Source organism: Bhargavaea sp. CC-171006, assembly GCF_009761675.1.
GTDB classification, from domain to species: domain Bacteria; phylum Bacillota; class Bacilli; order Bacillales_A; family Planococcaceae; genus Bhargavaea; species Bhargavaea changchunensis.
Map to the genome: position 1 here is coordinate 135,876 of NZ_QUZH01000004.1, position 23,144 is coordinate 159,019.

Annotated in this window: 20 protein-coding genes; 10 read left to right on the plus strand and 10 right to left on the minus strand. The window is 55.0% G+C overall.

All coding sequences use genetic code 11. From position 1 onward, the window contains the following. Position 1: 1 nt before the first annotated feature. From DZC51_RS02115 to DZC51_RS02155, 9 genes are all read left to right on the plus strand, one after another. Entirely contained in the window at positions 2-367 is a 366-nt protein-coding gene (locus DZC51_RS02115; protein ID WP_157293720.1) for a PH domain-containing protein, read from the plus strand. Positions 368-385: 18 nt separating this feature from the next. Then, the gene (locus DZC51_RS02120) at positions 386-1,258 is read left to right on the plus strand and encodes a putative RNA methyltransferase (RefSeq protein ID WP_157293721.1); all 873 of its coding nucleotides are present in this window, start codon (positions 386-388) and stop codon (positions 1,256-1,258) included. Between the two features lie 220 nt (positions 1,259-1,478). After that, a complete protein-coding gene (locus DZC51_RS02125) occupies positions 1,479-2,276 on the plus strand; it encodes an ABC transporter substrate-binding protein (RefSeq protein WP_157293722.1) in 798 nt (265 codons plus the stop codon). 94 nt (positions 2,277-2,370) lie between these two features. Further along, positions 2,371-3,036 carry an amino acid ABC transporter permease gene (locus DZC51_RS02130; protein ID WP_157293723.1) on the plus strand — a complete coding sequence of 222 codons (666 nt, stop codon included), beginning with the start codon at positions 2,371-2,373 and terminating at the stop codon, positions 3,034-3,036. Beyond that, the gene (locus DZC51_RS02135) at positions 3,023-3,745 is read left to right on the plus strand and encodes an amino acid ABC transporter ATP-binding protein (RefSeq protein WP_157293724.1); all 723 of its coding nucleotides are present in this window, start codon (positions 3,023-3,025) and stop codon (positions 3,743-3,745) included. The genes DZC51_RS02130 and DZC51_RS02135 overlap by 14 nt, the downstream gene beginning before the upstream one ends. Before the next feature lie 259 nt (positions 3,746-4,004). Next, positions 4,005-4,598, plus strand: coding sequence for a TetR/AcrR family transcriptional regulator (locus DZC51_RS02140; RefSeq protein WP_157293725.1), 594 nt, complete (start codon positions 4,005-4,007; stop codon positions 4,596-4,598). Between the two features lie 16 nt (positions 4,599-4,614). Further along, positions 4,615-5,952: a cytosine permease gene (locus DZC51_RS02145; RefSeq protein ID WP_157293726.1), complete on the plus strand. Its 1,338-nt coding sequence runs from the start codon at positions 4,615-4,617 to the stop codon at positions 5,950-5,952. Beyond that, entirely contained in the window at positions 5,949-7,046 is a 1,098-nt protein-coding gene (locus DZC51_RS02150) for an S-methyl thiohydantoin desulfurase family protein (protein WP_157293727.1), read from the plus strand. Before DZC51_RS02145 ends, DZC51_RS02150 begins: the two co-directional genes overlap by 4 nt. After that, a complete protein-coding gene (locus DZC51_RS02155; RefSeq protein WP_157293728.1) occupies positions 7,043-8,623 on the plus strand; it encodes a hydantoinase/oxoprolinase N-terminal domain-containing protein in 1,581 nt (526 codons plus the stop codon). Before DZC51_RS02150 ends, DZC51_RS02155 begins: the two co-directional genes overlap by 4 nt. A gap of 452 nt (positions 8,624-9,075) precedes the next feature. Here the strand turns inward: DZC51_RS02155 and DZC51_RS02160 are convergent, their stop codons facing one another. Together DZC51_RS02160 and DZC51_RS02165 are read right to left on the minus strand one after the other, a co-directional pair. Continuing rightward, complete coding sequence (locus tag DZC51_RS02160; protein WP_157293729.1) at positions 9,076-10,071, minus strand: ornithine cyclodeaminase family protein; 996 nt, start codon at positions 10,069-10,071, stop codon at positions 9,076-9,078. A 47-nt stretch (positions 10,072-10,118) separates the two neighbouring features. Beyond that, positions 10,119-11,447, minus strand: coding sequence for an MFS transporter (locus DZC51_RS02165; RefSeq protein WP_157293730.1), 1,329 nt, complete (start codon positions 11,445-11,447; stop codon positions 10,119-10,121). 134 nt (positions 11,448-11,581) lie between these two features. On the opposite strand from DZC51_RS02165, the gene DZC51_RS02170 reads away from it, so the two are divergent. Then, on the plus strand, positions 11,582-12,121 hold the full coding sequence (locus DZC51_RS02170) for a helix-turn-helix domain-containing protein (RefSeq protein WP_157293731.1): 540 nt from the start codon (positions 11,582-11,584) through the stop codon (positions 12,119-12,121). Positions 12,122-12,188: 67 nt separating this feature from the next. On the opposite strand, the gene DZC51_RS02175 is transcribed toward DZC51_RS02170, so the two are convergent. From DZC51_RS02175 to DZC51_RS02210, 8 genes are all read right to left on the minus strand, one after another. Beyond that, positions 12,189-13,505 (minus strand): acetamidase/formamidase family protein, encoded by a 1,317-nt coding sequence (locus DZC51_RS02175; RefSeq protein ID WP_157293771.1) that lies wholly within the window; start codon positions 13,503-13,505, stop codon positions 12,189-12,191. A gap of 104 nt (positions 13,506-13,609) precedes the next feature. After that, complete coding sequence (locus tag DZC51_RS02180; protein WP_157293732.1) at positions 13,610-15,187, minus strand: DUF7309 domain-containing protein; 1,578 nt, start codon at positions 15,185-15,187, stop codon at positions 13,610-13,612. Positions 15,188-15,409: 222 nt separating this feature from the next. Next, a complete protein-coding gene (locus DZC51_RS02185) occupies positions 15,410-17,038 on the minus strand; it encodes a glycerol-3-phosphate dehydrogenase/oxidase (protein ID WP_157293733.1) in 1,629 nt (542 codons plus the stop codon). Positions 17,039-17,204: 166 nt separating this feature from the next. Next, entirely contained in the window at positions 17,205-18,695 is a 1,491-nt protein-coding gene (glpK, locus tag DZC51_RS02190; RefSeq protein ID WP_157293734.1) for a glycerol kinase GlpK, read from the minus strand. Positions 18,696-18,730: 35 nt separating this feature from the next. Then, entirely contained in the window at positions 18,731-19,543 is an 813-nt protein-coding gene (locus DZC51_RS02195; protein WP_157293735.1) for an MIP/aquaporin family protein, read from the minus strand. 184 nt (positions 19,544-19,727) lie between these two features. After that, complete coding sequence (locus DZC51_RS02200; RefSeq protein ID WP_157293736.1) at positions 19,728-20,282, minus strand: glycerol-3-phosphate responsive antiterminator; 555 nt, start codon at positions 20,280-20,282, stop codon at positions 19,728-19,730. Positions 20,283-20,395: 113 nt separating this feature from the next. Then, a complete protein-coding gene (locus tag DZC51_RS02205; RefSeq protein ID WP_157293737.1) occupies positions 20,396-21,706 on the minus strand; it encodes an MFS transporter in 1,311 nt (436 codons plus the stop codon). Positions 21,707-21,808: 102 nt separating this feature from the next. Beyond that, positions 21,809-22,999, minus strand: coding sequence for a MalY/PatB family protein (locus DZC51_RS02210; RefSeq protein WP_157293738.1), 1,191 nt, complete (start codon positions 22,997-22,999; stop codon positions 21,809-21,811). Between the last annotated feature and the right edge of the window lie 145 nt (positions 23,000-23,144).

The window sequence follows — 23,144 nt, forward strand, 5'->3', positions numbered from 1 at the left end:
AATGGCTGATCTGAGTGGTATGCTTGCATGGACATTTTCACAGGAAGTAGCAATTCCTGACGACGTAGAGAATTTGCTGATTGATGGAGAAGAAGCGGTTGTTGCCTATAAAACGGTCAGGGATGTCGCAGTCGTGACGAATAAGAGATTCATTATCTCCGACAAACAAGGTTTAACCGGCAAAAAAGTCGAAGTCTATACGATCCCTTTCAACTCCATTAATATGTATTCAACTGAAAATGCAGGTAAGCTTGACTTCAATGCGGAAATCGAACTTTGGACTCGTGCCGGAAAGATGAAAATTAATCTGGGACGGGGTGTAGATATCCGGAAACTTGATAAAATCATTGCTCAAGCAATTTTGTAAGCAAAAGAAGGTGTTGTCGTGTCAAAACGAATTGAGGGCGCCCGGCGTGCCGCGCGGATTGTACATGCGCTGAAATGCCCGGTCTGCGGAAACCCGGTCGGCGTCGAGGATGAAGGCAGGCTGCTGTGCCCGGAAAACCATTCATTCGACTTTGCCAAACAGGGCTATGTAAACGTGCTGACCCGGCCTGCCTGCGGCCACTATAATAAGGAACTGTTTGAAGCAAGACGCCGGATCATGCTGGACAGCGGACTGTATGCCCCGTTCCATGAAGCGGCAGCGGATCTTATCCGGGAGGTGACTCTGCCCACAGATTTGCCGTCCATCATTGCTGACATCGGTTGCGGTGAAGGAACGCATCTTCACCGCGTCCTGGAGGAGCTCGGCGGGCTGAATGTAGCCGGAGCCGGGCTCGATATTGCCAAGGAAGGCGTGCAGCTGGCGGCGAGAGATTTCCATGATGCGGTCTGGCTAGTCGGTGACCTTGCACAGTCGCCCTTTGCCGACGGCTCTATCCATGCCATCCTGAATATCCTGTCGCCGTCGAACTACGATGAATTCACCAGGATGCTTGCCCCGGGCGGCCGGCTCATCAAGGCCGTGCCCGGTGCCGGCTATTTGCGGGAGCTCCGCGAGGCCCTTTATTCGGATGAGCGCCGGACTTATTCCAATGAAGAAACAATCGGGCTGTTCGACCGGCATTTCCGCCGCACGGAGACCATCCCGCTCCGCTACACCGTCCGGCTGGGGCGCGCGCAGCTTGAGGATCTGGTTCGCATGACCCCGCTTTCCTGGTCGCCCGATCCGAAAGCGGTCACAACGTTCCTGGACCAAGAGACTGCTGACATTACTGTCGAGCTGGACCTCCTAGTTGGAGAACCGAGAGTCTAGGAGGCGGGTATGTCAACGTTTCAATGAACTTAATCAACGTCTCAATGAAGATCATCAGCGTCTCACAAAAGTTAATCAACGTCCGGCCTGCCCCACCTGACACTGAAACCGATTTCTTATAAAAAATCGGTTTTTTGCATGAATTTGCACTTTACATCGTGGGTCTAAAAGTCTATAATCATCTCAACGAATAAATATACATTCAACGGGGGTTTTATACATGTTCAAGAAAGCACTTTTCGCATCGGTCGCTTCCGCGGCACTTTTCCTGGCAGCCTGTGGCTCGGGCGGAGATTCCTCATCCGGCGACACGGCAGACAAATCGGGGGACAGCGAAGAAACAAAAGTCCTGAAGATGGGTACATCCGCTGACTTCCCTCCTTTTGAATTCCGTGACGAAGCCGGCAAGGAAATCGGGTTTGACATCGATCTTGCTAACCACATCGCTGAAGAACTCGGTTATGAGCTGGAGATCAATGACATGAAGTTCGACGGCCTGATTGGCGCTCTCAACACAGGCCGCGTGGACATGGTCCTCTCCGGCATGAGCGCGACTGATGAGCGGAAGCAGAACGTCGACTTCTCTACCGAGTACAATCGCTCCGGTGAATTCTTCGTCACCACTCCGGATTCCGACATCAAGTCCATTGAAGACCTGGAAGGCAAAACAGTCGGTGTCCAGCTGGGCACGATCCAGGAAGATGGAGCGAAGCGTCTGAAAGAGAACGAAGGAATCAACTTTGAACTCAAGTCGCTCGACAACTCCCTCCTTCTCATCCAGGAACTGAAAACAGGACGTATTGATGCCGCCTATATGGATAAATCCGTAGCGGTCGGCCACGTTGAAGAACAGGGCCTCGGCGGATTCGACGATCCGACGACCAGTTCCCCGGGCATGGCGGTCGCCTTCCCTAAAGACAGCGATCTTGTAGAAGACGTGAATAAAGTGCTTGCTGAAATGGAAGAAGACGGCTCGCTTCAGGAACTGAAGGATAAGTGGCTGACCGACCAGGAATAAGTTAAACGGCAGGGGTTGCCCGCTCATCAGGCAACCCCTTTTCCTATCCAAACTTCCCGCCAGACCGGGATGACAGAAAAGAGTTGAATCCATCATGAATCTCGATTTCACGCAGATGACCCCTTATATCCCCTATATGCTGGAAGGCATCTGGGTAACGCTTAAGTTCGTAGCGGTCGCCCTTCTGATCGGTGCACTGATTGGGACAATACTTGCCCTGTTCAAGATCAGCGGTCCCGCTCCGCTCCGGGCATTCGCAGTCGCCTATACGTCCATCTTCCGCGGGACGCCGCTGATCCTCCAGCTGATGCTGATCTACTTTGCCGTTCCGCAGCTGACTGGCTACGACATTACTCCGTTCCTATCGGCGATCACGGCATTCGGGCTGAACTCCGCGGCCTATATTTCCGAAATCATCCGCGCCGGCATCCAGGCGGTCGACAAAGGCCAGGTCGAGGCGGCGCAGGCGCTCGGTGTCCCGTACCGTGCGATGATGAAAGATATCATCCTGCCCCAGGCGTTCAAGAACATCCTGCCTGCACTCATGAACGAAGTCATCACACTCACGAAGGAATCCGCGCTTGTCTCGACAATCGGTTATCTCGATCTTATGCGCCGCGCGCAGGTCGTCGGGGCCAGCATGTACCGCCAGTTCGAACCGCTTCTCTTTGTCGGACTGATCTACTGGGTACTCGTCATGATCCTCACACTCATCGGACGCAAGATTGAAAGGAGGCTGAAGGCAAGTGATATCCGTTAAGGGACTCATTAAATCATTCGGTGACCTCGAGGTCCTGAAAGGCATCTCGACCGAAGTGGCTGCCGGCCAGGTCATTGCCGTCATCGGCCCTTCCGGCTCCGGCAAATCGACGTTTCTCCGCTGCCTGAACAAACTGGAGGAACCGACCGGCGGAACCGTCGAAATCGCCGGGTTCAACATCACCGACAAAAAAGCCGACATCCGGGCCGCGCGCCAGGAAATCGGCATGGTGTTCCAGCACTTCCACCTATTCCCCCACCTTACCGTCCTCGGCAACCTGACTTATGCGCCGATGAAAGTAAAGGGAGAAACAAAAGCACAGGCGGAGGAAAAGGCACGCACCCTCCTCAAGCGCGTCGGCCTTTCCGAAAAGGCTGATTCCTATCCGGCAAGCTTGTCGGGCGGCCAGAAGCAGCGCGTCGCCATCGCCCGCGCTCTCGCCATGGAACCGAAGCTGATGCTGTTCGACGAACCGACATCCGCCCTCGACCCGGAAATGGTCAAGGAAGTGCTCGACGTCATGAAAGACCTTGCGAAAAGCGGGATGACAATGATCGTCGTCACCCACGAGATGGGCTTTGCCCGCGAAGTCGCCGATCGCGTCCTGTTTCTCGACCAGGGTAAACTGGTCGAAGAAGGCACACCGGACGAATTCTTCGGAAATCCGAAGACCGACCGTGCGAGGGACTTTCTTGAGAAAGTGCTCTGAGGAGGAGTGCCGGCGGATGGCCACCTTCGGACATCTTCACACTCACGCCTTTATACGAAAAAGCGATGCCCGCGCGGCATCGCTTTTTTTCGTATGAAAATCGCATCTCTGCCATTCTTCAAACTCAGCCACCACATTTAAATGTAAACGCACACAATAAGCAAGAAAATTTTATTCAATTTATTTTTTCTGAAATATTATTGCTTTCTGTGATATATCATATTATAATTTCACCTAACACTCGTTAGGCGGTGAATAAATGACTCAAGAGTTATTATTGCAGGCAGCTCTTCAGCTTTATGCAAAGCACGGTTATCAGGGGGCGTCGATGAGGAAGATCGCCGAAGAAGTGGGTATCAAGCCTGCGTCGATCTATTTCTTCTTCAAGAATAAGGAAGAATTGTTCCGGGAGGTGTTCAAGCGAGCCCTGGCCCGGCACAATGAAGCGATGCGGGATGCCCTTCAGCGTCATGCCGATGAGCCTGTCGAGAAAATCTTTGCCGCCATGCTCCGGACGACCGTCGATCACCATGCCGGAGACAGGGACGAGATGGCTACCTATATCTCACTTGTTATTTCTCCGCCGACGCCGGACTTCCAGAAGCAGCTGGACGATTATTTCAGTAGCTTCAGTATCTGGCTGGCGGATGCATTGAATGATGCGTTGCGCCGGGACTTTCCCGACATTACCGAGTCCGAGGCCACTTCGGCGATCGGTCAATATGTTCTTCTTGCCAACGGCATTTTCTGGAGCATCAACATTTTCAGTCCTAATGAATTGGTCTTCCAGCTGCGGATGGCCGAACAGATGCTGCAAGCTTCATTCACGGCACTTCAGAAAAAACACAATTAAAAAGGAGGGAATTCAGATGGAAAACCGATTCAATAATCAATTGGTGGAGGACTACGAGCGGGAACCCGTTCCGCAACACAAGAGAAAGGGCTGGATCAAACTATCCATCGTCTGGATCGGCGGCATCGTTGCGCTCTCGGCCACTGCACTTGGCGGCGCTCTGGGGGCAGGCATGGCGATGGGTGATGCCCTGATTGCGACTTTCATCGGCTGCTTCATCCTCGCCGTGCTGTCCGCATTGTGCTGCACGGTCGGTGCGAAAACCGGGCTCTCCACCCCATTTGTCTCGATGTTCGCACTAGGCCGCTATGGCTCCTTTGCCGTTTCCGCGATTGTCGCCATATCGCTTTTCGGGTGGTTCGGTGTACAGCTCGATCTATTTGGCTCCAGCCTGCAGAGCATCCTGTTTGACGTATTCGGCTGGAACATAAACCAGAAACTGCTGGTCATCCTTGGCGGCGTTCTCATGACGACCACCGCGTTCATCGGCTATAAAGCAATTGAAAAACTGAGCCTGTTCGCAGTTCCGCTCCTGGCCGCGCTGCTCATCGCCTCACTCATGAAAGTTATGAACGGCAGGGACCTTTCTGAAGTTGCCGCCGCCCCACTGACGAGTGATCCGCTGAGTGTCGGTGTGGCCATCTCCCTGATCATCGGTTCACTTGCAGTCGGCGCAATTATCGGCCCCGATATTTCACGTTACGCCAAATCCGTGAAGGATGCAGTGATCTCCTCGTTCGTCGGATTCTTTGTCGGATTCAGCATCGTCCTGATCATTGCCGCGCTTCTCGCTAAAGCGACGACACAGGTAGATATCGTGGAAATCATGCTCGGACTCGGCTGGGGCACTGGTGCCTTGCTCATCCTCATCCTTGCGCAGTGGACGACGAATGACAACAACCTGTACTCCTCGGCGCTTGGTTTCTCCGTCATCTTCCAGAGCGTGCCGAAGTACATCCTGACTATTGCTGCGGGCGTCATTGGCACCGGGATGGCGGTCGGCGGAATTTACGAGAACTTCATCCCGTTCCTCATATTCCTGAGTGCGCTCATCCCGCCAATCGGAGGCATCTACGTCGTCGATTATCTGATGAATAAAAAGAAATACAGTTTCGAAAACCTTGCCGACAACGTCCCGGTCAACTGGGGCAGCGCCACAGTGTGGGTGATGGCTGCCCTCGTTGCCTTTATGACGACGCCCGCACCGAACGGCTTCGGCCTGTTCACCTTCACAGGCGCTTCGGGATTCGACGCATTCCTTGCTGCATGCGTGTTCCAATTCATCTTCAATAAGTTTTTGCAGGGGGCACCAGCAGTTGTCGCCCTGTCCAACCAAAGGGGGAGCATCAAATGAGACTGATCGGAAAAGAAGAAATCGAGAATATTGCAATCGGCGCGGCGCTATTGGGCACCGGAGGAGGCGGCGACCCCTATATCGGCAAACTGATGGCGATCCAGGCGGTCGAGGAGAACGGGCCGATCCGACTCCTCAGCCTGGATGAAGTACCGGACGACGCACTGATCGTCCCGTCGGCGATGATGGGCGCCCCGACGGTCATGGTCGAGAAGATTCCGAGCGGCCATGAGGCACTCGCCGCTTTCAAGTCACTGAAGGACTTCCTCGGTCAAGAGATTTACGCTACGATGCCGATCGAGGCGGGCGGGGTCAACTCCCTGCTGCCGCTAGCCCTTGCCGCGCAGATCGGTCTTCCGGTCATCGACGCGGACGGGATGGGACGTGCATTCCCGGAGCTTCAGATGGTCACGTTCTACCTGGAAGGCGCATCCGCCACACCGATGGTCCTGTCTGATGAAAAAGGCAACAGCCTCCTGCTGAACACAATCGACAGCGTATGGGCAGAACGGATCGCCAGAAGCGTAACAGTCGAGATGGGCGGCTCCGTCATGAATGCAATTTATCCCATGGAAGGCCATTTCGTGAAAAAAGCGTCCATCAAAAACATCCTGACGCTTGAAGAAGAGATCGGTAGGACCGTCCGTGAAGCAATGAAGCAGAACATCAACCCGATTAAAGACGTACTTGAACTCGTTGGCGGAACCGCCCTTTTCGAAGGTAAAGTGACCGATATCGATCGTAGGACGGAAGGCGGCTTCGCCAAAGGCACAGCCACAATCGACGGGCTGAACAAAAACAAAGGATCCGATTGCCGTCTCCACTTCCAGAACGAACATCTACTATGCGAAGTTGACGGCAAAGTCCGTTGTGTGACGCCTGACCTGATCGCCGTCGTGGATTCGGAGACCGGTATGCCGATCACGACGGAAGGACTGCGCTACGGCGCACGTTGCACCGTCATCGGTATACCATGCGATGAAAAGTGGCGCACCGAGAAGGGGATCGCCACCGCAGGCCCGCGCTATTTCGGCTACGACACAGACTTCACACCGATTGAACAACTAAACGCGAAAGCAGGGATAACAAAATGACAAATTACCGTCTTGGAATTGATGTCGGTGGAACCCATACCGATGCCGTCATCTTGGATGAAGCTTATCGGGTCATCGCGTCCGTCAAAGCAACGACGACAGTGGACGTCAGCAAAGGGATCTATTCGGCCATGCGCCAGGTCGTCGAAAAGTCGGGCGTTCCGGTTTCGGACATCCGCCATGCCATGCTCGGCACAACCCACTGCACTAATGCCATCGTTGAGCGAAAGCGCTTGAACCAGGTTGCAATCATCCGCATCGGCGCCCCTGCGACACTCGCTATCAAACCGCTTGTCGGGGTGCCGGACGACCTGCGGGAGATTCTGGGCAAGCATACCCACATCGTGCGCGGGGGCCACGAATTCGACGGGCGGGAAATTGCGGAACTGGACGAAGAAAAAATCCGCGCGATTGGACGGGAACTGAACGGACAGGTCGATTCCGTCGCTATCACCTCCGTCTTTTCCCCTGTCTCCGCCGTACATGAAGAGCGCGCAGCGGAAATCATTCGCGAAGAGATGGGGCCGGATGTCGCCCTGTCCCTCTCAAGTGAAATCGGAAGCGTCGGACTGCTCGAGCGCGAAAACGCGACCATCCTGAATGCTGCCATCGTCAATGTCGCGCGCTCCACCGCTGACGGGTTCGTCAAGGCGCTTGAACAGGAAGACATCCACGCGGAAATTTTCTTCGGCCAGAATGATGGCACACTGATGTCTGTCGAGTACACCGTTAAATATCCGATTCTGACGATTGCCTGCGGTCCTACAAACAGCCTTCGGGGCGCAGCCTACCTGACTGATCGACCGGATGCACTTGTCGTCGATGTCGGCGGTACGACAACGGATGTCGGCGTCCTTGTCGACTCCTTCCCCCGCCAATCTTCCCTTGCAGTGGAGATTGGCGGAGTCCGCACGAACTTTCGCATGCCGGACATTGCGGCGATCGGTCTCGGAGGAGGGACGATCATCCGCCTGGAAGACGACGGCTCATTCCAAATCGGCCCACAGTCCGTCGGCCACCGCCTGAACGAAGAAGGCCTTATCTTCGGCGGTGATACGCTAACGGCCACCGACGTCGCTGCCGCACTCGGAGTCATCGAGCTCGGCGACCGCAACAAGGTGGCACACCTGGACCGCAGCCTCCTGGAAGCCGTCTACGCCCGCATGGTCGAAATGGTCGAAGAAACAATCGACAAAATGAAGACCAGCGCGGATCCGGTACCCGTCATGCTTGTCGGCGGCGGCGGCATCCTCTTCCCGACCCGCTTGAAAGGTGCCTCGGAAGTGATCCGGCCTGAAAACGCAGGGGTCGCCAACGCCATCGGATCCGCCATTTCACAAGTCAGCGGTCAAGTCGAGAAAATCTTCCTCGTCGACGAAATCGGGCGCGAAGCCGCACTCGAGGAAGCCAAGCGGCTCGCCTTCGAAGAAGCCGCCAAAGCCGGCGCCGACACCGAATCCCTCATCATCGTTGACTTGGAAGAAGTTCCGCTCTCCTACCTTCCAGGCAACGCCACAAGGATCCGCGCAAAAGCCGCCGGAGATCTTGCGATGAACAAACAACCGGCGATCCGGTGAACGGATGAATTCTTATACTGCGGACAGGCCATTGAAAGGGCAATCGTCTCTTTCAAGTCTGTACATGAAAAAGCGATGCCCGCATGGCATCGCTTTTTTCATGTGACCATCTGCACCGGAGGACACTGACCATCCCAATGTCAATAATCCAACCAGGCAGGGTGCAGTTTCGTCATTCATGGGCTCAGTTTCATCGTTCACGCCGCCGGTTTCGTCATTCGCAGACAACTTCTCATTGAATGACGAAATAACTCGGTCGAATGAAGAAGCTGGACGGCCTAATGACGAACTTCAGGAGCGAATGAAGAAACAGCAACAGGCAACCACATGCCGCGCCACTGAAATCACTAAATGCATCATTGTAAAAGCCGTGGCTTTTTCGACGCCAGTCTGCGGTAAGCGTACACTTCCAGTGCAGCAAAAAGCCGGCATCGCTGCCGGCCCATTCCTACTTATACCTCAACCTGTACGCCTTGCCTGCCTGCTTCCGCCTTGCGGTAGACGCCCTTGGCCACCGCCAGATCGTAATACGCGGCGCCGACGCATTTGAAGAAAGTGATCTCTTCTTCGGTTTCCCGGCCGGATACTTGTCCGGTCACAAGGTGCACAAGCTCCCCGTGGAGTTCATCAAATGACCAGGCTCCTGAGCGGTCGGCATAAATCAGCTCTCCCGCTTCCTCTTTCACGCCATGCAGGTCATCCGCGATGACTTTTGAGCAGCGGCGAATAAATGTCTCGTCCACTTCCCGCATGTGCGGCAGATAGGATCCGACCCCATTCACATGCGTCCCCGGACGGATTGTTTCACCGTCAAATACCGGCGTCTCGGAGCGTGTTGCGCAGTTGATGACATCCGCCCTTTTTACCGCCTCATCGACATCACCGACAATCTCGATCGATACTTCAGCCGAGACCCACCCTTCCCTTCTTAGCCGCTCGCCGAATGCTTCCGCCTTCGAACGCGTCGGGTTGACCAACAGGATTTCCCGAATCTCACGGACAGCCAGCACGCCGAGCACCTGCTCGTATGCCATGCCTCCGGTTCCGATCACACACAGGACCGATGCCTCTTTTCTGGCTAGTCGGTCTGTCGCCAGACCGCTCATCGCTCCGGTCCTGAGCCGCGTCAGGTACGATGCGTTTAGCATCGCCAAGTGACGGCCATCTGTGGCATCAGTCACGAGCACAACGCCCTGAGTGGTCGGCAGCCCGTTTGTTTTCGGGTTCTCAGGGAAGATTGTCACCGTCTTGTTCGCCGCGATTCCTTCCGACAAGTCCGCGCATGGCATGTACAGCACCGATGCGCTCCGTTCCGGGAATTCGATGACCGTGCGGAGCGGATTTTCGATTTTCCCGTCCGCAAGAGAATGAAGCGTCGCCTTTACATCGGGGATGGCATCTTCCATCCCGTACATTTCCATGATCTGCTGTTCATTCATGATAATCAAAACGCATTAACCACCTTTTATTGCACGCTTGCCGTTCCGTAACCGACTCAGACAAGTTGCTTTTCTGTGAGTTTCCCCTTGGCGTCAAGAACCTCCGTCTCTTCATCCAGCTGCTGGTTGCTGCGGTCGCGTACTGCCCAGATGGCAACGAGCGAAACAACCGCCGTGAAGATGATGTAGAGTGCGACCGGCACGTAGGAGTTGTTGAACTGCATCAGAAGTGCTGTCGCAATCAGCGGAGCCGTCCCCCCGGCCGCCGCTGCACCGATCTGATAACCGAGCGTGATGCCCGTGTACCGCACTTCCGCAGAGAAGATTTCCGAGAACATCGTTCCAAGCACGGCCGTGATTGGCGCCCAGATGACGCCAAGCCCGATGATGGTCGCGAGGAACATCATGATATTGGACCCTTCATGGAGCATCCAGAAGTACGGGAAGGCAAATAGGATCATGCCGACCGCTCCCCAGATATACAGCGGCTTGCGGCCGACTTTGTCGGACAGCTTGCCCATGATTGGGATGAGGATCGTCGTGATAATGGTCGCGACCATGACCGCATTCAGCACCTCACTGTTCGTGTGGCCGACATTGCTTGTCGCATACGATACGACGAATGTACCGAAGATGTAGAACGGCGCCGTCTCGACGACTTTTGCCCCGACCGCGATCAGTACTTCACGCCAATGATGCTTGAGTGTGTGGACGAGCGGCACTTTCGGTGCCGAACCTTCCGCCTGGACCTTCTTGAACGATGGCGTCTCCTCGATCCCCTTCCGGATCCAAAGCCCGAAGATGACGAGCAGCGCACTTAGAAGGAATGGCACGCGCCAGCCCCAGCTCATGAACGCGTCTTCCGGCAGCAGCGTCATGACGGACAGCGCCAGCGTCCCGAGCACCATGCCGATCGTGACGCCCATCTGCGGCACGGAACCGAAAAAGCCCCGCTGGTCCTTTGGTGCATATTCCACGGCGAGTAGCATCGCACCGCCCCATTCCCCGCCGATGCCGAGCCCCTGGATCAGGCGGAGTGTAATCAGCAGGATCGGTGCCCAGATGCCGATTGCGTAGTACGTCGGCAAAAGCCCCATCGCGAATGTCGCAATTCCCATCAGGCTAAGCGTCAGGACGAGCGTTTTTTTCCGTCCTATCCTGTCCCCGATATGGCTGAAGATCACCCCGCCAAGCGGTCGGATAAAGAATGACAGCGCGAATGAAGCATACGCCAGAATCAATCCGATCGACGGATCTTCCGCAACAAAGAACATCGTATTGAAGACGAGCGCAGCGACCGTTCCGTACAGGAAGTAATCGAACCACTCGATGGAGCTTCCGACGAGGCTGGCGATCAGCACGCGCCTCATGTCCTTGTCTTTCATATAACTTCCCCCTAATCCCCATATAAAAGTTGAAGCACCCCTTCAATTGAAGTGACACTTCAATTTATGCTACCATCATAAGTGAGCTTAAAAACGTTGTCAATCTTATTTTTAGATTATTAGGAGAGTTTGGATTGGACCTTACACTTGGCCTGAAAATCAAAAACATACGCAAGGAAAAACAGAAGACGCTGAAACAGGTGGCGGAAGAAACCGGCTTCTCCATCAGCTTCCTTTCCCAGCTGGAGCGCGGCAAATCTTCCGCGACGCTGGAATCCCTCAAGAAAATCTCCCTCGCCCTCGGCGTCAGTCCCGGGCACTTTTTCGAAGAGGAAGCCGGCATTCCGGAACAAGATGGATTGGGCATGGCCGAACGCATCGCTGCATACGGTGTACACTACCGTAATCTTGCGCCCGGCTTCAGCTCGCCTGACTTCATGCCGATGCAGGTCACATTGGAAGCTGGCGAGAACGGCGGCCAGCCTATCACCCATGCCGGCCAGGAATTCGTCTATGTACTGGAAGGAAAACTTACCGTGGAAGTCGGAGAGTCACTGACCGAACTCACCCCCGGCCGCTCGCTTTTCTATGACGCCGGAGATTCCCATTACTGGTACAACCGAAGTGATGGGCGGACTGTGTTTCTCTGCGTTTCATCGGACACTGCCAGATAAGAAAGCACACTTACAGATTTCATTCCATTTAAAAAAGCGATGCCCGCGCGGCATCGCATTCTTAGTCTCATTCAATTTTGCCATACTGTTTCCTCGCCAGCTCATAAAGTCCCGCTTCCTTCAACTTCTCAACCGGCGCAAGGAATGTGACGGTGACAACACCCGGATGGCGTCCAATTTCGATGGAGCCGGTGATGGTCGAACGGTTCATCACCTCTTCAATGGTAATATCCAGGACATCTGCTGCCCGCTTCATTCCATTTTCGGTCGCGTCATTCAATGTAGGTCCGGTGCCGATGAACGATACCGGCAGAGACTCTTCCAGTTTCGCTACTTTCCATCGTGCTGCCACTTTTTCGGCAGCCTGCCGCTCTGCTTGTGTGATCGGCATTGCCGTATATGGCAGGTCCTCAACATTCGGCAGGAGAATCGGACCGTCCAGCTTGGCGTCTTTCAGGACATGTACCTGTAGATGGACGATGCCCGCTACGTCAGTGGTGTGCCCAGCAATTTCTCCGTCTCCCTGCATCGCGTGCATATCACCCAGATAGACACCGCCGTCTTCAACCTTGACCGGACAGATGAGAATAGCTCCGGCACGGACACGGTTGATGTCCATATGCCCGTCGGTACGGTGGGTTTCCAGTTCTTCCGCTGTGCACGAATAGTCGTGCGGTGCACCGACCAGGAACGAACCGAAGTCACCCGCGTTATGAGAATCCGGAGTAGGCCGTGACGGTGTTGTCCCAAGTTGGCCGAGAAATGGCCGTGTCCTCGCTATGGTCCCGACCAGATCATGCGGCGCAAAAGTCACAATCGGATTCTGAACCGAGTTTTCAGGAGTTTGCATATAATTTCGGCCGTCACTTGCGACCTGTTCCGCCGCTTCTTCAGTCAGTGTCACCCCGACCGTTCCGCTCTCATCAAAGGCCATCGTATAGCCGTTGGTGAATTCAAATGGCGTGACATTTTCACCACACTCTGCACATCGGATTGCTTCCTGTCCGGTCCCTTTGATGACTGTTTCAGGATACATCGTTCCACACCCCGGGCACTTGACCGCGATGAACGGGTCCCCGACAAAACGTCCTTCAACCGGCCGGTCATTGCCGGATGCGGTCGCCCGGGAGGTCACTTCGATTGATTTGATTTCTACGACAATGGCATCCCCGGGCTTTGCTCCTTCCACGAAAACCGGCTTCGTGACTTCATGGCCGCCACGGATGCAGGGCGTGATCATCGGTCCCCAGCAGCCCGGTGCCGTGTGGGCGATAATATGGCCGCCGTCTTTCACCGGCCCCAGCATCGGCTTGTCCGGATCGAGCACCCCGTCGATGTACTCGTTGACCAAAATCATCTCTTGGGCTTCCCCGGCACGCTTCATTTCCTGAACCACTCTGAATCTCCCCTTTCAAAGTTTTCAGTCTTCAAAACCAATCTTATCACCTTTGTTCCTTGGATGAACGCAAAAGCAATTAAGAGTGGCCTTCATAACCTGATAAACCCCTTCACCTTGCCAATCGCCGCTTCCCGTGCCTTTACCACACCCGGTAGCCGGTGTACTATCCGTTCCCTGATGCCGAGCATACTGAGCATCGGACCCAGTCTCCTTGCCGTTCCGGCGGTAAGGCTGACTTCTTCGGGTAGTGCTTTAAGAAAATGGATCAGCACGTCTGAAAACATGGCCTGTGCCAGAATGTCCGGATCGGTTGCGGAGAGAAATTGAGAATGGACCGTCTTGCCCGAGTCCGAATCAGCAACCGCGAGCAGCAGCGGGTGGAAGAGCCGCTTCAGTACCGGTTCCGTGCCGTATACTTCCGCCAGCGACAGGTCAAATTCAATCCCCTGTTTTGAACGCGGCAGGTTCTTCAGGCACTTGACAGTATAGTCCGTTACCCGGATCCCCGGCACCCGCTCCGGCGAAATAGCGGGTGCATCGACGATTCCGCCTTTCATTGCGCCGCTGTCTTCCGCCACGAACCCGATCATTTCCCCGTCGGGCCGGAACGCGGGGAGCGCTGAAAAGTCACTTGGATTATTCATCAAGGAACGCACGGCTCCGATGGCATGCAGAAGAAACTCCGCATCCTGCGGTCTCGGGAGCTGCGGCAGCCACCCGGGTTCGATGGCTTCCAGAAGGGGCCAGCCAGATTGCTTGAATGTATAGCCGAACTCTTTGTAGATCCGCCTGGTGATCGGGTTCAGCTGCTTCTTGTTCACAAAAGTGGCATATACCCCTCTGAATCCATGAATCCGTTCATAATCCGTCAGCTTACCTTCTAGTTCACTGCACATGTGCCGGTAACCGTCCCATCCGAAATAAACGACCAGGCCAAATTCATCTTCCTCATGCCCGAGCACCCGAATGAACAGCGGTTCTTCCCCATCGCCAAACTCCAAAAAGATCACCTGGCGGCCGTTCAGGTATTCCCACGGCCTGGCACCATAAAGCAATTTCATTGCTGCCAGCACTTCCTGTAGCAACCCTTTCCACCCGATGCGAAGCTCGTTGAATTTGGTTAGCTGTTCGTCCGTGGCCGGCTCATCTTCCCTTCGGAATATATCCGAACCGCTCCACAGCCCATTCACTTCATAGAGGGTCGGGATGCCATCGAACTTGATGAATGCAATGTTAATATCCATTGCCAAATGATCAGGCGTCCGGATTCGCGGTTCGATAAACATTGGGGGCACGGTGTATTTATGGGGCAACTCGCTTTCTGCCTCCAGGCATCTCGGATAAGCGACATTCGGCTCGCTGTTTTCAGGCGTCTTGATCAGTACGGATTTGACCGCAAGCTGATGAATCCATTCCCCATCGGCAAAGTAGCTGTACAGTAGTTTATCCCCTTCCTTCAGCGCATCAGCGACTTTCTGTTCTTCCGGAATGGGAATCTGCTCCCCGGATGAACGTTTCCGCCTGAAATTAAACTCATGTCCCCGTTCCCATTCAAATGCGGATTGGATCACCTCATGGAGCTGCCCGAATGCCATATCCCCGTCCACCTGTATCAGCCGCCTCGCCTCTGCCCCCCGGCTGATCGTGATTTCAAGCTCGTAGATCAAAGACCTTCCTCCCATCCTGATTTGACCTCATTGTAAGCGCTGCCCCCCTCTCCCACAATGGAGCGTAAGACTGAAACCGAAAAAGGAAAATTGATGTCGAAAATTGAAAAATGGACGCCCGGGTACGGGTGAAAAACATAGGCCTTTCTTCGGGCTTTCACAAAACAAATAAACCGGAACAGACGGCAATCTCTGTTTGCCCTGTTCCGGTTTACCTCTTTTTTATGCCATTTCAGGTACAGCTTCGCATAGTGCCTGTTCCAGTTCTTCGCGGTAGAGTTGTTCCTCTTCAGCGGACCAGCCATTGACTTCTGCCATCTTACGGATGACCGGATCTTTCCAGGTCCGCACCCAATCAATGTCGAAGAAAAGTGCGCCCGTCCTGCGGATAAAGAAGTCGACCGGCTTGGCGGCCATTTCATGATGCATCGAATAGTTCAGGAGCGCCTCCACTTCCTTCGGCAACGCCCCTTCTCCGGATTCTTTGATATAGGAGAAGACCTTCCCGGCATTTGTGCCGTAACGCTGAAGGATGGCATCAGCAAATTCTCTTGGGAGGCCTGCCGCTACTCCTTCCGCAACCTTTTGTTCTACATAGGCAGGGAATTTTGCGGAGCCGCCGACATCCCCTCCGGAAATCGGCAAGTCTCTTGTCATGCACGTTCCGAATCCTCCGCCGAGCCTTTCTGCAATACGGTCTACGACGCTCTCCGCCATTTTCCTGTAACCGGTGAGCTTGCCGCCCGCAATCGTAATCAGGCCGCTGTCCGACTCCCAGATTTCATCTTTCCGGGAGATTTCGGATTCTTTTTTCCCTTCTTCGTAAATGAGCGGGCGCACCCCTGCCCATCCCGACTCAACGTCCGTATGGGATACGCCGACGTCCGGAAACATGAATTTGATCGCCTTCAGCAGGTAATCCACGTCTTCCGCCAGCGGCTTCGGATTGACCGGGTTCTTATCGAAGAATGTATCGGTCGTGCCGACATATGTTTTGCCGTCACGCGGAATCGCAAACACCATGCGGCCATCCGGGGTATCAAAATAGACTGCCTGGCGGAGCGGGAAGCGACTCTGGTCAAAGACGATGTGAACGCCTTTCGTGAGGCGTAGCTTCTTCCTTCCCGGCGCATCCTTGTCACGCATCTTGTCGCTCCACGGGCCTGTCGCGTTGACGACCTTTTTGGCGCGGATGACGGATTCATCTCCTGAAATCCGGTCGCTCACGCGGACCGCAACAATCTTCCCGTCCTCGTAGATGTATTCCTCGGCTTTGGCGTAGTTGACTGCCAGGGCTCCCTGGCTGACGGCCGCCTTCATGACTTCGATCGTGAGGCGGGCATCATCCGTCCGGTATTCCACGTAGTAGCCGCCGCCTTTCAGGCCATCCTTTTTGATCAGCGGCTCTTTCTGAAGGGTTTCTCCGACGGACAGCATCTTGCGCCGCTCCTGCTTTTTCACCCCTGCAAGATAGTCATACATCCTGAGACCGATATTGGTCGTGAACGCTCCGAACGTCCCCCCTTTATGGAACGGGAGAAGCATCCATTCTGGTGTCGTGACATGCGGGCCATTTTCATACACGATGGCGCGCTCCTTCCCGACTTCAGCGACCATCTTAACTTCAAACTGTTTCAGGTAGCGCAGTCCGCCATGGACCAGTTTGGTGGACCGGCTGGATGTGCCTGCGGCGAAGTCCTGCATTTCGACGAGCGCCACGCTCATGCCTCGTGTCGAGGCGTCATAGGCAATTCCTGCCCCGGTGATGCCGCCGCCGATGATCAGGAGATCAAATTCCCTGCTTCCCATTTCTTCTAGTACCAATTTGCGATTCACGGACGAAAATTCCATTCATGGTTCCCTCCATCAATTCTTTTACTGAAAGCAACAAAAAAGAGAGACCTGAAGCAGGCATGATGGGGTCATCATGCGCATCAGGTCTCTCCGAGTCTCTAGACACATTCATTAACTTTGATTTTATTATATCAAACTTACACAGGCTGAATCAATGAATCCGTCACTTGAACCGGATTGTGGCTTCGACCGCTTTTTTCCAGCCTCCATACAACTCATCACGGACTTCTTCGGTGATGGCCGGTTCAAACCGCTTCTTGACCTTCCACTGCCCGGATATCTCCTCGCAGGATTCCCAATAGCCTACTGCAAGGCCTGCCAGATATGCGGCGCCGAGGGCAGTGGTCTCGCTGACCGCCGTCCGCTCGACCGGAACGCCCAGAATGTCGCTCTGGAACTGCATCAGGAAGTTGTTGTTGACCGCGCCTCCGTCCACCCGGAGCGCTTTCAGCGGCAAACCCGAATCCTTCTCCATCACATCGAGCACGTCTTTGGTCTGGTAAGCCAGCGCTTCGAGTGTCGCCCGGATAAAGTGCTCTTTCGTCGTGCCGCGGGTAAGACCAAAGACTGCACCGCGCGCCTCACTGTCCCAATACGGCGTTCCGAGACCGACAAAAGCAGGCACGACGTAAACCCCTCCCGTGGAGTCCACACGCGTCGCATACTCTTCGCTCTGGGCGCTGTGCTTCAGCATCCGCATGCCGTCACGCAGCCACTGAATCGCGGAGCCGGCCACAAAGATACTGCCCTCAAGCGCGTACTCCACCTTGCCATCAAGCCCCCAGGCAAGCGTTGTAAGCAGACCGTGGTTGGAGCGGACGGCTTTTTCGCCCGTCGTCATCAGCATGAAGCAGCCGGTGCCATATGTGTTTTTCGCCATCCCCTCTTCATAGCAGGCCTGACCGAACAGGGCTGCCTGCTGGTCGCCTGCCACGCCGCCGATCGGGATCTCTTCCCCAAAGAAATGATGGCGTGCCGTCTTCGCGAAAAGATGGGAGGACGGTTCGACTTCCGGCAGCATCGATGCAGGAATGTCCATGATGCCGAGCAGTTCCTCATCCCATTTCAGCTCGTAGATGTTGTACAGAAGCGTACGGGAAGCATTGGAGTAGTCGGTCTTGTGCGCTTTTCCGTCCGACAGCTTCCAGATGATCCAGGTGTCAATGGTCCCGAACAGCAGCTCTCCACGCTCCGCACGGTCCCTCGCACCTTCCGTATGGTCGAGCATCCACTTGACTTTCGTTCCGCTGAAATAAGGATCGATGAGCAGTCCGGTTTTCTCACGGACCATTTCTTCATAACCTTTATCCTTCAGGTCGCTGCAGATATCTGCCGTCTGGCGGGATTGCCAGACAATGGCGTGGCAGATCGGCTGTCCGGTCTTTTTATCCCAGACTACCGCAGTCTCCCGCTGGTTGGTGATGCCGATTCCTGCGATCTGCTTCGGATCGACATCCGCCTCGGTCATGACTGTGGTAACGACTGCCATGACGGAAGCCCAAATTTCATTTGCATTCTGTTCAACCCATCCCGGATGCCGGAAATACTGGTGAAACTCCTGCTGTGCGGAATGCACCGCCTCCCCTTTCCGGTTAAACAGGATGGCCCTGGAACTCGAAGTTCCCTGATCGATGGATAAAATATATTGTTCCATTTCCATTTCCTCCATTGTCTTTGTTGACGTTCGTCTCATCGGGCGGAAACCACAGCCTGATTTCTGCCCCGCAGGCTAAATAACAGACCGGGCACCAGGATACTTGCCAGAAGGACCGCCCAAAAAGCGGGGGTCTGGTCGCCGATGAAGACCGCTCTATAAAATACGCCGCCGAGTGAGCCGCCCAGAACAGGCCCGACGATCGGCACCCATGCATACTTCCAGTTGGACGTTCCTTTGCCGGCGAGCGGCAGCAGGAAATGGGCCAGCCTGGGACCGAAATCACGCGCAGGATTGATTGCATATCCTGTCGTTCCTCCAAGTGAAATACCGATTGCCACAATGAGCAGGCCGACAATCATCGGATTCAGCCCTTCCGTGAATTCATTGGCACCGATCGACAGAATGCCGAGCACCAAGATAAAAGTTCCGATCATCTCGCTCAGCAGGTTCGAAAAATAATCCGGAATTGCCGGTCCTGTCGCAAACACGCCCAGTTTCGTCCCCGGATCTTCCGTCTCCTTCCAGTGAGGCAGGAAATGCAGCATCACGACCGCCGCTCCGATAAATGCACCGGCAATTTGTGCCACGATATACGCCGGAACATCTTCCCACGGGAAGTCCCCGTTAAATGCAAGGCCGAGTGTCACTGCCGGGTTGAGGTGGGCACCGCTGAACATGCCGACCGCATACACTGCCAGCGCTACACCCAGCCCCCAACCGATGGAAATCACCAGCCAACCGCTTTGATAGGCAAATGATTTTTTCAGATTGACGTTGGCGCAGACCCCTGCCCCAAAGATGATCAAAATCGCCGTACCGATCAATTCTCCCCAGAACGGATTCATACCGATTCCCCCTTCGGATTATAGGAACGCAAAAAAGCAGGCAGATTCACCAAGCAACGACAAAAATGCCGTTGCCCTAAAGTGAATCTCCCTGTTCTCCTTCATCCTATTAACTTAATGGAAATGATAACGCTTTCCGCTTTTTACGTCAACCGACAAGAAAAACGATCATTCGGCTTGCCTGTTATCCTGCAAACTCTTCCCAGAGTTCCGGGTCGGAAGTCGTAATCGCCTCTGCCCCGGCCTCCAGTGCAATTTCAATATCTTTGGCCGTACGGATCAGGCCGCCGGCAAAGATACCGATGCCGAGCCTTTCTTTAAGCTCTGTCAGCATCCATGGAACAACCCCCGGCATGATTTCAATATAATCCGGCTGGATTCGCTCGACGAGCTGGCAGCTTTTCTCGAGCGCATGTGAGTCAATCAGGAACATCCGCTGAATGGAGAGCACTCCCTTTTGCTTGGATTTCCGGATGACGTTGGACTTGGTCGAAATCAGCCCGAACGGCTTGTATTCCTGGCAGATGTATTCGGTGGCATGCTCGTCACTTTTCAGCCCCTGGATCAGGTCGACATGATAAATCATCTTCTTGCCCCGGTCCTTTGCCATTTTCGCGGCATGCTTGAGCTGGGAAACATGCAATTCAAGGAAAATGCCCACCTCATAATCACTCTCAAGAAAGCGTTCGAACTCCCTCATCGTGGAAAATGCGGGCAGAATCTTTTGGGAAAGCATCATCATTTTTCTCCTCACTGGGTTCACACGGACAGTTTATCACCGGCATGGCAGACCGGCAAACGCCGGCGCTTCTATAAACTGCAAGCATAGTGTTGCCGGCCTTCCGGCTATCTTCAGGCGGCCACCTGTTTATCCCGCCCTCTCAGCGACCAGACCACCACCGGGATCAGCAGCAGCGACAGAATCCCGCCGCCGAGCGCCATGGCGCCAAAACCGGTCTGAGCAGCAATAATACCTGAGAGCATTCCTCCGGTGGCGCCGGACAGGGCGATCAGGACATCGACCGAGCCCTGGGTCTTGGCCCTCACAGAAGGAGCTGTCGCATCGACAATCATCGCCGTGCCGCTGATCAGGCCGAAGTTCCAGCCCAGTCCCAGAAGTCCCAAAGCCGCATACAGACCGAAAAGTGAATCGGGCGGAGCGTATGCGCCTGCTGCACCGGCCGCAAGCAGCGTGACACCTGCTGCTGCAGCCATGATGTTCCGGCCGATCCTGTCGACCAGGACACCGGTCAGCAAAGACGGAAGGTACATCAGCGCGATGTGCACACCGATTACAGACCCCACGGCAGAAAGGGCATGCCCGTGCTGCTCCATATGCACCGGTGTCATGGTCATCAGCCCGGTCATGATCAGCTGGGTGACCACCATGACCGCCGCTCCTGCAATGACTCCTCTCCGGTAGGTTCCACCGACGGACACGTTCTCCCCTTTTTCCGCGGCTGCCGCCTGCCGGCTCGTTTCAAGGGCATTTGCCACGAGCAGCGGATCAGGCCGCAGCAGAAACAGGAGCACCAGGCCCGCGGTGAGATAGGCGGCAGCTGCAAGGATGAACGGGCCGGCAAGCGGCGGAATGCCGATTGAAGAGGCGAACTCTCCCATGACTCCGACCAGGTTCGGTCCCGCGACCGCGCCGACCGTGGTCGAGACAAGTGCGATACTGACGGCAGTCGCACGCTGCTTCGGTCCTGCAAGGTCGGTCCCTGCATAACGGACCTGGAGATTGGTGGCTGATCCCGCCCCGTAGATGAATAGGGCGGCAAACAACAGCCAGATGCTTTCCATCATAGTCGCAGCAATGACGCCGACAGCGCCGAGTGCGCCTGCAAGGAAGCCTCCCGCAAGGCCGAAACGGCGTCCCGAGCGCTGGGAAAGGCGTCCGACAATAAGCGCAGAGAGCGCGGCTCCCAATGTAAACAGCGCAGTCGGAAGGCCGGCCATGCTATCGGTCCCCAGCATCTCCCGGGCGATCAGCGCGCCGACCGTAATACCGGCCGCAAGACCCGCCCCGCCGAATATCTGGGAGAGGACGACGATGGAAAGCGTCTGCCTATAAAGCCTTCTGACTTTTTCCGGTGATTCAGTGTATTCCCGATACGGTTGGGATTCCTTTCCCTGTTCCGGCTTTCTTTTCCCCTTCCCCATTTCAGGCCCTCTTTTCCTTTTACATTTTCCTCACTTTACCTGTATGGAGGCTTTCTGTCCATGCCATTTGAAAAAGGACCGGCAGCTGCCGGTCCTCCCAGGTCAGGCGGTGGTCTCCTGATGCTTTTTGACCGCCTCATCAATTCTGTTAAGTGCTTCCTCAAGCGTGGCTCTTGTACAGGCCAGGTTCACTCGGACGAACCCTTCCCCGCCCGGGCCGAAGACATGGCCCTGGTTCAGGCCGACCCTGGCCTCTTTGGCCATGAACGTCTCCAGTTCCTTGTTGTCGAGGTCGAGTGCACGGGCGTCCACCCACGCGAGGTAGGTCGCCTCAAGCGGGTACACCTTAAGCTGAGGGATGTTCTTTTCCGTAAAGTCTTTCAAGTAGGCGTAGTTGCCCCGCACATAGTCGAGAAGGCTTTCGAGCCATTCCACTCCATGACGGTATGCGGCAATCGTGGCAGCCGCGCCAATCGGCGAGGAACCGCCGACCGCAAACTTATCAAGCTGTGCGTTGAACGCCTTCCTGCGCGTCTCATCCGGGATGATGATATTCGATGTATGCAAGCCGGCGAGGTTGAATGTCTTGCTTGGCGCCGTACATGTCACGCTGATTTCTGAAAGCTCGTCCGAAATGCTCGCAAACGGTGTGTGCGGCTGGTCGCCGAGAATCAGATCACCGTGGATTTCATCGGAGACGACCGTGAGGCCATGACGCAGACAGATATCACCAAGCTGTTTCAATTCTTCAGGCGTCCAGACACGGCCTGACGGGTTCTGAGGATTGCACAGGAACAACAGCTTCGCGCCGCTTTCCGCAATTTTCGTCTCCAGGTCATCAAAGTCCATCTCATAGCGCCCATCCCGATCGATCAGCGGGTTGTTCACCACTTTCCGGCCGTGATTGTTGATGGCTTTCATGAACGGATAGTAGACCGGCGGTTGGACGATCACGGAATCACCGGGCTCCGTGTAGGCAAGTACAGCCATGTTCAGGGCGTTGACGATGCCCGGCGTCTGGGTGATCCACTCCCCGTCGATTTCCCATCCATGGCGTTTTTTCATCCAGTCACTGACCGCTTCCTTATATTCTTCGGAACGGAGTGTATAACCGAAAATTCCGTGGTCCGCAGCCTGCTTGATTGCCTCGACGACCTCTTCCGGCACGCGGAAGTCCATATCCGCCACCCAGAGAGGCAGAACATCCTCGGATCCGAACAGATCCTTTACCGCGTCCCATTTTGCACTCGCTGTTCCGCGGCGCTCGACTGTTTCATCAAAGTTATAAGCCATCCTTGCTGCCCCCTTATCTAAATAAAGGAACCGGCCACGGGGTTACCGGGTACCGGTTCCGCCTACTGTCTACTTTACCTCTTTTGGGCCTCCTATAGCCACCTCTGCCTGTTTGAATTTACAGAACCGGTCAATCTTCACTTCT